Raw genomic sequence first — 13,582 nt, 5'->3', positions numbered from 1 at the left:
CGGCGGGCCCGGACATCGCTGTCCGGGTCTCCGCGCCGGCCGCTCACCGGCCCGCTCGCTCCGGCACCCCCATGAAAGCCGGGTCGCTCCGGGCCGGTGCGCGGGTCAGAGCTTGGCGCCGAAGTTCTGCGTCCACCACGGGCCGCCGGAGCCGTCGTGGATCCCGATGCCGATGTTCTTGAAGGAGCAGTTCAGGATGTTGGCGCGATGGCCTTCGCTGTTCATCCAGGACGTCATCACGGACGAGGCCGTCTGCTGCCCCTTGGCTATGTTCTCGCCGTACGTGGACCAGCGGTACCCGGCGGCCGTGATGCGCCGGCCCGGGTCGGCTCCGTCGGGGTTGGTGTGGTCGAAGAAATCGCGGGCCGCCATGTCGTCGGAGTGACCCTGTGCCGCGTCGCGCAGCAGGCTGTCCTCCGTGAGGGGGCCGCAGCCGGCCGTCGCCCGCTCCTTGTTGACCAGAGCGATCACCTGGGTCGCGAGATCGGACGAACCCTCGTCCACGGACGGCGTCGCCGAGGCGGTGCGCTTCGGCGCGGACGACTTGGCAGGGGCGGCCGCGACCGCGGTCCGGCCGGCGCGGGGAGTCGGCGAGGCGCTCGCGCGCGGCGACTTCGACGCGGACGCCTTCGGCGACGCGGACGGGGACGCGGACGGGGAGCCGCTGCGGGCGCCGTCCGGCGTGGGGCGGTCCGAGGCGAATGCGTCGTTCGCGGCCTGGACGGCGGTGCTCTCCCCCGTTCCGCCGTCCGGCTGGGTGCCGAAGTAGTAGAGGCCTCCGCCGGCCACGCAGGCGGCCACGACCGCGCCGCCGACCGCCCGTCGGCGGGTACGCCGCTTGCGGCGGGCGTCGACGCGGGAGGTGGTGCGGTCCTTCGCGGCACGGCGGGTCACCGCCGGGACCGCCCCGCCCAGGTCCGCGCTCCCGGCGAGCGGGGCCGCCGAGCCGACGACGGCGAGGGTGTCGGTGGCGGAGTTCGTCCTCGCCAGGAGCGCGGACGACGCGGCGACCAGGGCGAGGCCGGCCAGCAGACCCTCGGCGGGCATCAGACCGCTCCACAGGCCCGAGCAGCGTGCGCAGCCGCGGGCGTGCCGGGCGACGCGCTTGCGCCACAGCGCCGAGGGCCGGCCGTCCCAGCCCCCGAGCGCGCCGCGCAGTTCCGGGCACTGCGGCCGCGAGTCCAGCGCGCGCACCACGACCCGGGCCGCCTCCAGCTGCGCCTTCATCCGCTGTACGCGGACCGCTGTGTGCTCCGGCGTCAGATCCATGGCCGCGGCGATCTCGGCCCGGGTCAGTTCACCGGCGCACTCCAGCCACCACAGGGAGAGCAGTCCGCGGTCGTCCGGCTCCAGCCAGCGCGTGGCCCGCGCGGTCTCCTGCCGCTGGCCGGACAGCTGGAGCTGCACAATGGTCAGATCGACGAAGTCGGCCCCCGGGTCGGCGACCTCGTCGGCCTCCTCCATGGCGCCCTGCACGGGCTGCTGCCGGTTCCAGTGCGCCCGGACCTGGTTCATCGCGATGGCCACCAGCCAGGACCGGAAGCTCGCGGGGTCCCGCAGCGAGCCCAGCGAGTCGAGGGCGCGCAACATGGTGTCCTGCACGACGTCGTCGACGTCCACCGAACCGTTCAACGCCCGGCCCACGATGTTGTAGACGAGCGGCAGGTACGCGCCGACGAGCGCGTCCTGGGCCGCCTGGTCGCCCGATCGGGCGGCGGTGACGAGCGCCACCGCCTCCACCGTGTGCCGTGTACTCATGGAGACTTCCCTGTCCTAGACGCCGAACGATGCTGTCCGTCCTATGGGTGATCTCTGCGGAAGCAACGGATAACAGTTCCTCGGAAATTCGTGCGAGGAGAGATTCACCGGTTCGGGGCCACTGGTGCAAGGGGACCCGTCACATCCCGCGCCGGGCGCCTGCCCCGGTGTCGCGTTCCGGGGCTGCCCGACGGGTCGTCGCCCTCTGCCGTCGCAGGGGTGTCGCCCTCATGGCCAGGGGGAATACGGTGACCCGGCCGGCCCGCCGTGTCCCACGCCCCCGGCGACCGACGTCCGCACGGCACAAGGAATCCCTATGACGCGTATGCCCGTTACGGCCAGATACGCCCGCGTGTCGCTCGTCGGCCTGGGCCTGTCCGGCGTCGCGTGTTCGGCACGACTGGCCGTGGCCGCGGCCGACTTCGAGTCCGGCGCGCTCGGCGGGCCGGTCGTCGGCCTGCTGCTGCTCGCGGCGACCGCGTGCGCGGTGCTCGCCGTGGCGTCGCTGGTCGTCGCGGCCCGGTTCACCGGGGGTGGCGGAGCGGTGCGCGCGAGCGCTGTCGGCCTCGGCTGGGTGTTCGTCGTGAGCGGCTCGATCGCGGCCCTGGCCCATCATCCGGCCTGGAGTGCGGATGCCGCCCTGGGGGCGCTGCTGGTGGCCCTCGCCGACGGCACGACGACCAGGGAGTGGTTCGACCGGGCGCGGCTCCCGGCGCGTGAACCCGCCGAGGCCGCGAAGCCCGGGCCGTCGCGTTGAGTCACCGCGCGACCAACGGCGTCGAGGTCGCGGCCGGATCCGTGGACCGTGGCGCCGAGGGGGTGACCGCCTCGGCGTCCGGCGCTGCCGCGGCACCGGGCTCGCGATGGGCCGGATCCGCGGCGGACCGGAGCCACGCACGGGCTCGGGAGGGACGCGGGGAGGGCGGTCCTGACGGCGTGGCTCCTCGCCCGAGGTCGGACACGTCGGGTCTCGGCGGGGCCCCGGACGGGGTTACTGTCGCCGACATGGACCGTGATCACCGAGGATGGCTCCCCTGTCTGCTCGGCGGAGCCGTCTTCGCCGTGTGCATGGCCGGCACCACGCTGCCGACCCCCCTCTACGGCCTCTACCAGGACAAGTTCGGCTTCTCCGAGCTGACGGTCACCGTCGTGTACGCGGTGTACGCCTTCGGAGTCATCGGCGTGCTCCTGCTGGCGGGCAACGCCTCGGACACCGTGGGCAGACGTCCGGTGCTGATGGCGGGTCTGGGATGCGCGGCGGCGAGCGCCGGGTGTTTCCTGGCCGCCACCGGCCTGGGCTGGCTGTACGCGGGACGGCTGCTGTCGGGTCTGTCCGCCGGTCTGTTCACCGGGGCCGCCACGGCGTACGTGATGGACCTCGCGCCGCCCGGCGGCGCCTCCAGGGCCACGTTCGTCGCGACGGCCGCCAACATGGGCGGGCTGGGCTGCGGTCCGCTGCTCGCCGGGGTGCTCGCGCAGTACGCCGACGGGCCGCTGTATCTGCCGTTCGCCGTCCATCTCGCCCTGGTGGCCTGTTCGGTCGCCGTCGTGGCCTGGCTCCCGGAGACCGTGCGGCACCGGTCGGCGCTGAGCACCGTACGGCCGCAGCGGCCCGGTCTGCCCCCTGAGGTGCGGTCGGTGTTCGGGCCCGCGGCGATCGCCTCGTTCGTCGGGTTCGCACTGTTCGGCGTGTTCACCTCGGTCAGCCCGGCGTTCCTCGCCGAGTCGCTCGACGTGAGCAACCACGCCGTCAGCGGTCTCGTCGTCGCGCTGGCCTTCTTCGCCTCGACCGCCGGGCAGCTGCTCGTCGGCAGGGTCGGGGTCGGGCGGTCGCTGCCGTGGGGCTGCGCGGCGCTCCTGGCCGGGCTGGCACTGCTCGCCGGCGCGTTGCGGTGGGATCTGCTGCCGCTGGTGGTGCTGAGCGCCCTCGTCGGCGGGACCGGGCAGGGGCTGGCGTTCCGCGGGGCGCTCTCGGCGGTGGCCGGGGCGTCTCCCGAGGACCGGCGCGCGGCCGTCATCTCGACGCTCTTCGTGGTGGCCTACACGGGCATCTCGCTGCCGGTGATCGGCGTGGGCGTGCTGGTGGGCCCCCTCGGCCTGGAGGGGGCCGGGCTGGTGTTCATCGCGTGCATGGCCGTCCTCGTCTCGGCGGCGGGCGCCTATCTGCTGCGCCGCCCGGTACCGGTGAGGACGTGACGCACCGCACCGCGACGGCGGGGACGCGGACGCCCGGTTCCTCGGACGCGGAGTGTCGCGCCCCGGGCACGTCATCGGCGGCGCGGGGCCGCGGCGGCACGCCACACGCCCGGCCGACGCCACACGCTTGGCCGCAGCCGTACGGGTGGGCTCGGCCCCGGGGCGAAGCGACAGGGGGCCGGTGCGCGTTGTGCAGAACCCATCCGTCATCACCGGAAAGGCCCCTCGATGCGACGTACCGCCCTCCTCGCCGTCTGCGCCCTGCTCAGCGCCGCGGCCACGGGATTCTTCACCACCAGCGCCGTCCGCAGCCGCTGAGCCCCGGAAGCCGGGGAAGCCTTCCGGCTTCCCCGGCTTCCGGCCGTAGACCGTCCCCCCGTCGTTCGCCCCCGTCCCGGGGGCCCTTCGCCCGGCGCCATTCGCCCTGCGCTTCTCGCCCTGCGCCTTTCGTCGTTCGTCAGGCAGGCCGGCCAGGGGCGGGCGCGCGGTCGTCCGAGGGTGCGTCGGGTCGTTCCGTGCCGCTCGTGCCGCCCGGATGGCGGAGGGCGCACAGGTATCCGACGCCCAGGGCGATCGCCATCCCGTAGAACACCCACTGGTTGGCCTCGGCGAAGTCCATCCGGATCGCGGACATCGAGTCCTGCACCGTCCGCGCGACCGGGCCGCTCCCGCTGAGCTGCCGGTCGTCGGCATTGCCGGTGATCGCCTCGGCGACGTCCCTCGCCGCGCCCTCCGCGGTCCCTGACGGCACGCCACGCGATTCGAGCGTGTCGGTGACGTTCTCGGTCATGCGGTGGGTCAGCAGGGTGCCGAAGAGCGCCAGGCCGACGCTCGCCGCGTAGTTGCGGATCGTCTGCGTGATGCCGGTGACCTCACCGTAGGAGGCGTCGATCGACCGGTTCACGGCGTCGGTCGAGGCAGGCGCGAGGATGAAGCCGATGCCGGCCCCCGCGAGAGCCGCGTAGGGCCACTGGTCGTGCATGGACAGATCGGTCAGTTTTCCGGCCCACAGCGCGAAGCCCACCGCTCCGACCACACAACCGATCTTCATGGTCGGCCGCGCGCCCCGCTTGTCCAGGATCCGCCCGCCCCACTGCGAGGCCAGCGCGAACCCCACGAAGAAGTACAGCAGGTACATGGCCGCCTGGTTGGGCGAGGCGCTCAGGGACACCTGCGCGTAGACGGAGGCGAAGAAGAACAGCGGGACGAACGCGAGCATGGCGAAGAACAGCACGAGTCCGTCCACCGTGAAGGCACGGTCCCGGAACACCGCGAGGTTGATCAACGGGTGGGCCGTGCGCAGTTCGAAGCGGCAGAACAGCCACAGCACCGCCAGACCGCCCACGATGCAGACCCAGGTGAGCACGCTGTCCCAGCCCCACGCCGACGCCTGCTGGAAGCCCAGCACGCTCGCGCCCATGCCGACCGCGATCAGCACGGCGCCCCGCACGTCCAGGGGTTCGTCACGGCGGCGATCGGAGACATGGGCGAGCGCGGTCAGGATCAACGCGACGACGGCCACGGGCACGTTGACCCAGAAGATCGCCCGCCAGGTCCAGTCGGTGAGCCAGCCGCCGAGCAGCGGCCCGATGGCGGTCAGCGCGCCGGTGACACCGAAGAACAGGGCCAGGGCGCGACCGCGTCGGTCCACCGGGAAGACGGCCACGACCACCGCGAGCGCCGCGGGGAAGAGCAGGGCCGCGCCGAGCCCCTGCGTCGCCCGGAAGACGATGAGCCACGGCAGCGCGAAGTCGCCGCTGGGCACGCAGCCGCACAGGACCGACGAGATGACGAACACCAGGGTGCCCGCCACGACGACGCGCCGGGGACCGAGCAGGTCCGCCAGACGTCCGCCGAGGGCGAAGAACGCGGCCAGCGCCAGCAGGTAGGCGTTGACGACCCACTGCATACCGGAGGCGGACAGGCCCAGTTCGCGGACGATGTCCGGTGCGGCGATCGACACGATGGTCTGGTCGATGAACGTCATCGCCACCGCGAACATCATGGCCGCGAGCGCCACCGACTGCGACGGCCCCTTCGGGCCCCCGCGCGCGCTCCCCGCCTGCTGTTTGGTGTACATGCCAGTCACGCCCTCAGTCTGAACCCGGTCTCCTGACGACGCATCCGGTGCGGCTCGGCGGCGGGCGGGCCCCTCATCGCGTGGGACCGGGGCCCGCCGGGAGGCCCCGGAACGCCGCCCGACCGCTCGGGGCGGCCGGGTTCCGGGTTCCGGGTTCCGGGTCAGGATTCCGGCTGAGTGACGGTCAGCGACCACCGGACGCCGTCCGCCGAAGCGTCCACGCCGACGGTGAAGGAGCCCGGCCGCACGACGCCCGCGGCCATGGTCGCCGAGCCCACCCCGGCGCTTCCCGCCGGGCAGTCGACCGAGAACGCGGCGACCTCGGTCTCCTGCGACCGCATCGTCACGCGTACGTCGCCACCGCCCTCGCACGCCACCGTGAGGACGGTCGGCAGGCCCTCCCAGGCGCCGCCCGACGCGACGCCGCCGTCCCCCGCCCACTCCTCCACCCACACCAGGCCGTCCGGCCCGGGATGGGCCAGCAGAGGGTCCCCCGTCGCGGCGGCGGGCACGGTGGCGGCACCCGTGAGCGCCCCGGCGGCGAGCGCCGTCACGGCCAGGCCTCTTCTCATGCGGCTCATGTTCACTCCTCCGTGATGTGTCATGAACCCCACACTCTGCCGGGATGATCGTCCCACGCCCTGAGTACGCGTACTCAGGGCGGTCACGTTGGCCGGATCCCGGCCCCGCCCCGGCTCACGCGCCGTCGGGACGCCCGAGGAACCGGCCGGGTGGAGGCTGACGAACATGGCGCGCAAGGGTGCACGACCGGCTGTCCCCGCCGCGGGGCACGACGTGGCACAGGTCCTCGACGAGCTCTGCGTCACGCCGCCCACCGACTTCACCGCCCCCGCGAGCCGTACCGGTCCCCCGTGCCCGAGCGGGCCCGTGCGCACGAGTCCGCGGCGCAGGAGCGGCTGCGGCAGGGGCGCGAAGGGCTCCGGAGCGCCGAGCGGGAGCGCGAGGAGGCCGGGGAACGGCTCCGGGACGCCGCCCAGGCGGGCCGAGCGGGCGGCCCGGGACGCCGCGCGGGACGTGGCCCGGCTGTCGGAACCGGTCACCTGGCGGCCCGGGGCCCGGTCGCCGGGCGGGGCCCGCCCCGGGCCGCGCTTCCCGCCTGGTGAGGCGCGTCGGGTGGTGCGACGCTGGAGGCGAGGGCGTCCGACACAGGGCAAGCCGGGAGGGCCCATGGGACGTGATGTCCCGGCGCTGGTCTTCACCCGCGAGGACCGCCGCCGATACCGGACCAAGATGCAGGAGTGCCTCGACGTGTTCGCGCAGATGCTGCGCGAGTCACGGTTCGAGGCCGAGCGGCCCCGGGTCGGTCTCGAGATCGAACTGAACCTGGTCGACGACGAGGCCGAACCGGCGATGCGCAACAGCGACGTGCTCGACGCGATCGCGGATCCCGCCTGGTCCACCGAGCTCGGCCGCTTCAACCTGGAGATCAACGTGCCGCCGCGCCGCCTGACCCAGGGTGGTCCGGACGCCTGGGAGGCCGAGATCCGTGCCGCGCTCAATCACGCGGACGAGCGTGCCCGGTCGGTCGGCACGCATCTGATCATGATCGGTATCCTCCCGACGCTGCGGCAGGAGGACGTCGGCGAGTCGGCGCTGTCGGAGAACGCCCGCTACCGGCTGCTCAACGACCAGGTGTTCGCCGCGCGGGGCGAGGATCTGCACATCGAGATGGACGGTGTCGACCGGCTGCGCACGTACGCGGACACGATCACCCCGGAGGCCGCGTGCACCAGCACGCAGTTCCATCTCCAGGTCTCCCCCGACGAGTTCGCCGCCTACTGGAACGCGGCGCAGGCGATCACCGGCGTCCAGGTGGCGCTGGCGGCCAACTCGCCGTTCCTGTTCGGGAAGGAGTTGTGGCACGAGACGCGTATCCCGCTGTTCGAGCAGGCCACCGACACCCGCCCGCAGGAGATCAAGGTGCAGGGAGTGCGTCCCCGGGTGTGGTTCGGGGAGCGGTGGATCACGAGCGTCTTCGACCTCTTCGAGGAGAACCTGCGCTACTTCCCCGCTCTGCTGCCGCTGTGCGACGAGCAGGATCCGCGCGACACGCTGGCCGGCGGGGACGTCCCGGAACTGGGCGAGCTGACCCTGCACAACGGCACCATCTACCGCTGGAACCGTCCGGTCTACGCCGTCGCCAACGACCAGCCCCACGTGCGGGTGGAGAACCGCTGTCTGCCGGCCGGTCCGACCGTCGCCGACACCCTCGCCAACGGCGCCTTCTACTACGGCCTCACCCGGGCCCTGGTGGAGGACGAGCGGCCGGTGTGGTCCCGGATGTCGTTCCGGGCCGCCGAGGACAATCTGCACACGGCCGCGCGGGACGGCATCGACGCCCGGCTGTACTGGCCCGGCATGGGCGAGGCGCCGGTGGCCGAGCTCGTCCTGCGGCGCCTGCTGCCGCTGGCCCACCGGGGACTGGAACTGTCCGGGATGGACGCGGCCTGGCGGGAGCCACTGCTCGGAATCATCGAACAGCGGTGCGTCACCGGCCGCAACGGCGCCGTCTGGCAGAAGGAGATGTTCCACCGCCTCACCGCCTCCGCACAGGCCGGCCGGCACGAGGCGCTGCGGCGGATGACCCAGCTCTACATCGACTACATGCACCTCAACGCCCCCGCCCACACCTGGCCGGTCGACTGAGCGGCGGCACCCGACCGACCGCCCGATCGGTCGGTGTGAGGGTCGACACGACCCCTCGATTCGGCAGCACTCGCGAGACCGTGCAGGATAGAACCATGACGTTCAAGATCTACTTCGACATCACCATCAACGACGAGCCCGCCGGGCGGATCAACTTCAACCTGTTCGAAGACGTCGTCCCCAAGACGGCCGAGAACTTCCGCGCGCTGGCCACCGGCGAGAAGGGCTTCGGTTTCGCCGGCTCCTCCTTCCACCGGGTCATCCCCGACTTCATGCTCCAGGGTGGCGACTTCACCCGCGGCAACGGCACGGGCGGCAAGAGCATCTACGGCGAGAAGTTCGCCGACGAGAACTTCACGCTGAAGCACGACCGGCCCGGCCTGCTCTCCATGGCCAACGCCGGCCCCAACAGCAACGGCTCGCAGTTCTTCATCACGACGGTCGTCACCGACTGGCTCGACGGCAAGCACGTCGTGTTCGGCGAGGTCGCCGACGAGGCCAGCATGGCCCTCGTCAAGAAGATCGAGTCCTACGGCTCGCGCAGCGGTTCGACCTCGGCGAAGATCACCATCGCGGAGTCCGGCCAGCTCTGACCAGGCCTCGCACGCCCGACGGCCGGGGGGCGACCCCCGGCCGTCGGCGCCCCGGGTCCCGGGGGCCCGCCGCCTGGGCCCCGGGGGCCCGGGCCCCCCCCGGGGGGCCCCCCGGCCCGGTTGGGGGGCCCCCCCCGGCCCCCCCCATGCCGGGGGCCGGCCCCGGGCAAAAAACCCACGGGGGGCCCCCCCCCCCCCGCCCCCCCCCCCCCCCCCCCGGGGGGGGGGGGGGCCCCCCCCCCCCCCGCGCCGCCCCGGGTCCCGGCGCCCGGCCTCATGGACGCCGGGCGCCGGGACCCTCCGCGGTGTCCCCGCGGGCCGTGATGCGTGACCGCCGCGGGCCCGCACATTGCCGGTTCCCTGCAGTGTTCCGTGGGGTCCGCCTGCCGGTGGGATCCCGTGGCGGACGTCAGCGGTAATCGGGGTTGGGCGCGTCGGAGCGGCAGCCCGCGTCCCACTCCGCGCGCCGGTTGCCGTGGGCGGGGACGCCGCCGTTGCGCTTGAGCAGGGCCGCGAGGTGCATCAGGTTCCACGTCATGAAGGCCGTGTTGCGGTTGGTGAAGTCGTTCTCCGGGCCGCCCGAGCCGGGATCCAGATACGAAGGCCCGGGACCCGCCGGTCCGATCCAGCCGGCGTCCGCCTGGGGCGGGATCGTGTAGCCGAGGTGCTGGAGGCTGTAGAGGATGTTCATCGCGCAGTGCTTCACGCCGTCCTCGTTGCCGGTGATCAGACAGCCGCCCACCCGCCCGTAGAACGCGTACTGGCCCTGCGGGTTGAGCAGGCCGGAGCAGCTGTAGAGGCGCTCGACGACCCGCTTCGTCACGGAGCTGTTGTCGCCGAGCCAGATCGGTCCGGCCAGCACCAGGATGTCGGCGGCCATCACCCGCTCGTACAGGGCCGGCCAGGCGTCGGCGGCGAAGCCGTGTCCGGTCATGTCCGGGTAGAGGCCGGGGGCGATGTCGTGGTCGACGGCCCTGATCTCGTCGGTGCTGACCCCGTGCGCGTCCATGACGGCCCGGCTCTTGTCGACCAGCCCCTGGGTGTGGCTGAGCTGCGGGGACGGTTTGAGGGTGCAGTTGACGAACAGGGCGCTGAGGTCGGCGAAGCGGTACGTCTCGTCGGAGGAGGGCGAGGCTGCCATGAGGGTCTCCCTTGCTGAAGGCGTGGGAAGCGTCTCGCGGCGGGTCCGTCGCGCCCCGGTCCGACGCGCGGGGTGCGTCTTACGGAGTGATGACATGCCGGGCGGGTCACGAGGCCCGGCCCGGCCGCGGCCCTAGCGTGGCGGTATGCGTGTACTGGTCACCGGCGGTGCCGGGTTCATCGGGTCCCATGTCGTCGACGCCCTGCGGGCGCGCGGGCACGAAGCGCTCGTGTACGACGTCCGGCGCGACGCCGCCGACGACGTGCGTGACCCCGTGGCGGTCGCCCGTGCCCTCGACGGCGTCGACGCCGTCTGCCACCAGGCCGCGATGGTCGGGCTCGGCGACGGCGTCGCCGACGCGGCGGAATACGTGTCGCGCAACGACCTGGGGACGGCCGTCCTGCTCGCCGCCATGGCCGCGGCGGGCGTCGGGCGGCTCGTGCTCGCCGGGTCGATGGTGGTGTACGGGGAGGGGCGCTACGAGTGCCGGGAACACGGGGTGGTGCGACCGCGGCCGCGGGCCGTCGCCGATCTGGACGCGGGACGGTTCGAGCCGCCGTGCCCGGCGTGCGGCAGGGCCCTCGCCCCCGGGCTGGTCGCCGAGGACGCCCCCGCCGACCCGCGCAACGTGTACGCCACGACCAAGCTGGCCCAGGAGCATCTGGCCGCCGCCTGGGCCAGGTCGACGGGCGGGACGGCCGTGTCGCTGCGCTACCACAACGTGTACGGGCCCGGGATGCCCCGTGACACGCCGTACGCCGGGGTCGCCTCCTTCTTCCGCTCCGCGCTGGCCCGGGGCGAGGCCCCGCGCGTCTTCGAGGACGGGCGGCAGCGGCGGGACTTCGTCCACGTGCGGGACGTGGCCGCCGCCAACCTGGCCGCGCTGGACGCCCGCCCGCCGCAGGGCGCGCTCACGGCGTACAACACCGGCAGCGGGGAGCCGCACACGGTGGGCGAGATGGCGCGGACCCTGGCCGCCGCGTACGGCGGCCCCCCGCCGGTCGTCACCGGCGAGTACCGGCTGGGCGACGTCCGGCACATCACGGCGGACTCCGCGCGGCTGCGGGCCGAGCTGGGCTGGAAGCCCCGGGTCGGGTTCCAGGAGGGGATGCGGGAGTTCGCGCGGGCCGGGCTGCGCGGGGAGTGACCCGCCGGGCTCAGGGGGCCGTCGGGAGGGTCACCTCGAAGCGGCAGCCGCCCGGGATGTTGCGCACCGTGGCCCAGCCCCGGTGGGCCTCCACGATGCCCCGCACGATGGCGAGGCCCAGCCCCGCGCCGGCCGGCGGCGTCCGGGCGTGCGTGCCGCGCCAGCCGGTGTCGAAGACGCGCGGCAGATCCTCCTCGGGGATGCCGCCGCAGCCGTCGGTGACGGAGAGGACGACCCCGGCGGGCGAGCGTTCGGCGGCGACGGCGACCGTGCCGTCGGCGGGCGTGCGCCGGATGGCGTTGACGAGGAGATTGCCCAGCACCCGGCTCATCTCCTTGCCGTCCACCTCGACCGGAACGGGCTCGACACGGCCGCCGACGAGCCGTACGCCGTGTTCGCGGGCGAGCGGGTCGGCGCCGGCGAGGGCGTCGCCCACCAGGTCGTACACGGACACGCGGGAGGTGGAGAGGGCGAGCGCCCCGGCGTGGATGCGGGAGAGCTCGAACAGGTCGCCCACCATGTCGTTGAGCCGTTCCACCTCGGTGCGGATCTGGCGCAGATAGCGGTCGGGGTCGGCCGCGACGCCGTCCTCCAGCGCCTCCGACATCGCGCGCAGTCCGGCCAGCGGCGTGCGCAGGTCGTGCGAGATCCAGGCGACGAGTTCTCGTCTGGACGTCTCCAGGGCGCGTTCGCGGTCGCGGGACTCGGCGAGCTTCCCGCTGGTCGCCGCCAGCTCCCGGCTCAGCGCGTCCAACTCGGCGGTGGTCGGCCCGGCCGGGGCGGTGAAGGCGCCGCCGTCGCCGAACGAGCGGGCGGCACGGGTGAGTTCACGACTGCGGGCGACCACCCAGCGGCCGAGGAGGAGCGCGGTGGCCAGCGAGACCACGGCGGCCATGGCCACCACCGTCGTCACGACGCTCAGGTCGTGCCCGGACAGGAACATCGCCTGCGCCACGGCCAGCGTCCCCGCCAGCATCGCGGTCACGGCGACGACCGCCACCACGGTGAGCGACGCGGTGAACGAGCGGCGGCGCAGCAGCCACAGCGCGCCCGCGCCGAGCAGCCCCGCCAGCAGGGCGCCGAGGAAGGCGAACAGGGCGATGAGCAGGGTGTCGCGCACGGTCACTCCCCCTCCGGGCCGGAGTCGGCTTCGGGTGCGAAGCGGTAGCCCACGCCCCACACCGTCCGGATCAGCCGCGGCCGCGCCGGGTCGTCCTCGACCTTGCCGCGCAGCCGGCGCACATGGACGGTCACGGTGGACAGGTCGCCGAACTCCCAGCCCCACACCTCGTGCATCAGGTCCTCCCGTCCGAAGGCCCGCCCGGGATGCCGCAGGAAGAACGCGAGCAGGTCGAACTCGCGCAGGGTGAGGGCGAGTTCGACGCCGTCCTTGGTGGCGCGGCGGGCGCCGGGATCGAGGGACAGGCCGGCCGCGCCCAGGACCCGCGCGCCCGTGGCGGGCCGGCTGCGGCGCAGCACCGACTCGACCCGCAGCACGAGTTCGCGGGGGCTGAAGGGCTTGGTGACGTAGTCGTCGGCGCCGACCTCCAGGCCGAGGATGCGGTCGTCCTCGTCGCCGCGCGCGGTCAGCATGATGACCGGCACGGGCCCGTGCCCGCGCATCCGGCGGCACACCTCGAGACCGTCCATGCCGGGCAGCATCAGGTCCAGCACCACCAGGTCGGGCCAGTGCTCCGCGGCCCGGGTGAGCGCGGTCGGGCCGTCGTCGGCCCGGTCGACGACATAGCCGGCCCGGTCCAGGTATCCGGCGACGACCTCCGAGACCGTGGGGTCGTCGTCGACGACCAGGACCCGGGCCGATCCGGGCGGAGGGGGCGGGGACTCGTGCGGCTGCTGCATGCGCCCAGCCTCGCACCGCGCCCCGGTCCGTGCCGCGCCCCGGGCCCCACGGCGGCCGGACGTCCGCGTTTCGTAAGGAGCCAAAGGCCGTTTTGTCCGGTTCGCGTTCGTAGGGTGAGGACCGTGACCACGGACGCAGA

At 73.7% G+C, this 13,582-nt stretch carries 11 protein-coding genes; 5 read left to right on the top strand and 6 right to left on the bottom strand.

Annotation, left to right across the window (positions count from 1 at the left end; all coding sequences use genetic code 11):
* Positions 1-105: 105 nt before the first annotated feature.
* Positions 106-1,758 carry a sigma-70 family RNA polymerase sigma factor gene (locus J2X68_RS03905; protein ID WP_310431001.1) on the bottom strand — a complete coding sequence of 551 codons (1,653 nt, stop codon included), beginning with the start codon at positions 1,756-1,758 and terminating at the stop codon, positions 106-108.
* 316 nt (positions 1,759-2,074) lie between these two features.
* Between J2X68_RS03905 and J2X68_RS03900 the strand changes: the two genes are divergently transcribed.
* Entirely contained in the window at positions 2,075-2,515 is a 441-nt protein-coding gene (locus J2X68_RS03900; RefSeq protein WP_310431000.1) for a hypothetical protein, read from the top strand.
* Between the two features lie 248 nt (positions 2,516-2,763).
* Positions 2,764-3,954 (top strand): MFS transporter, encoded by a 1,191-nt coding sequence (locus J2X68_RS03895; RefSeq protein ID WP_310430999.1) that lies wholly within the window; start codon positions 2,764-2,766, stop codon positions 3,952-3,954.
* Positions 3,955-4,411: 457 nt separating this feature from the next.
* Here J2X68_RS03895 and J2X68_RS03890 read toward each other — a convergent pair whose 3' ends face one another.
* Together J2X68_RS03890 and J2X68_RS03885 are read right to left on the bottom strand one after the other, a co-directional pair.
* A complete protein-coding gene (locus J2X68_RS03890) occupies positions 4,412-6,034 on the bottom strand; it encodes an MFS transporter (protein WP_310431355.1) in 1,623 nt (540 codons plus the stop codon).
* A gap of 161 nt (positions 6,035-6,195) precedes the next feature.
* Positions 6,196-6,615, bottom strand: coding sequence for a hypothetical protein (locus tag J2X68_RS03885; protein WP_310430998.1), 420 nt, complete (start codon positions 6,613-6,615; stop codon positions 6,196-6,198).
* Positions 6,616-7,222: 607 nt separating this feature from the next.
* Here J2X68_RS03885 and J2X68_RS03880 point away from each other — a divergent pair.
* Both J2X68_RS03880 and J2X68_RS03875 read left to right on the top strand, forming a co-directional pair.
* Complete coding sequence (locus tag J2X68_RS03880) at positions 7,223-8,701, top strand: glutamate-cysteine ligase family protein (RefSeq protein ID WP_310430997.1); 1,479 nt, start codon at positions 7,223-7,225, stop codon at positions 8,699-8,701.
* A gap of 95 nt (positions 8,702-8,796) precedes the next feature.
* Complete coding sequence (locus tag J2X68_RS03875) at positions 8,797-9,294, top strand: peptidylprolyl isomerase (protein ID WP_310430996.1); 498 nt, start codon at positions 8,797-8,799, stop codon at positions 9,292-9,294.
* 409 nt (positions 9,295-9,703) lie between these two features.
* Here J2X68_RS03875 and J2X68_RS03870 read toward each other — a convergent pair whose 3' ends face one another.
* Positions 9,704-10,435: a flavodoxin family protein gene (locus J2X68_RS03870; RefSeq protein WP_310430995.1), complete on the bottom strand. Its 732-nt coding sequence runs from the start codon at positions 10,433-10,435 to the stop codon at positions 9,704-9,706.
* A 145-nt stretch (positions 10,436-10,580) separates the two neighbouring features.
* Here J2X68_RS03870 and J2X68_RS03865 point away from each other — a divergent pair, with 145 nt between their 5' ends.
* A complete protein-coding gene (locus tag J2X68_RS03865; protein ID WP_310430994.1) occupies positions 10,581-11,582 on the top strand; it encodes an NAD-dependent epimerase/dehydratase family protein in 1,002 nt (333 codons plus the stop codon).
* 10 nt (positions 11,583-11,592) lie between these two features.
* Here the strand turns inward: J2X68_RS03865 and J2X68_RS03860 are convergent, their stop codons facing one another.
* Positions 11,593-12,702, bottom strand: coding sequence for a HAMP domain-containing sensor histidine kinase (locus J2X68_RS03860; RefSeq protein WP_310430993.1), 1,110 nt, complete (start codon positions 12,700-12,702; stop codon positions 11,593-11,595).
* 2 nt (positions 12,703-12,704) lie between these two features.
* Positions 12,705-13,442: a response regulator transcription factor gene (locus J2X68_RS03855; protein WP_310430992.1), complete on the bottom strand. Its 738-nt coding sequence runs from the start codon at positions 13,440-13,442 to the stop codon at positions 12,705-12,707.
* Positions 13,443-13,582: the final 140 nt, after the last annotated feature.

The organism is Streptomyces sp. 3330 (assembly GCF_031456635.1).
GTDB lineage: Bacteria > Actinomycetota > Actinomycetes > Streptomycetales > Streptomycetaceae > Streptomyces.
This window is presented reverse-complemented; position numbering and strand designations above follow the sequence as displayed.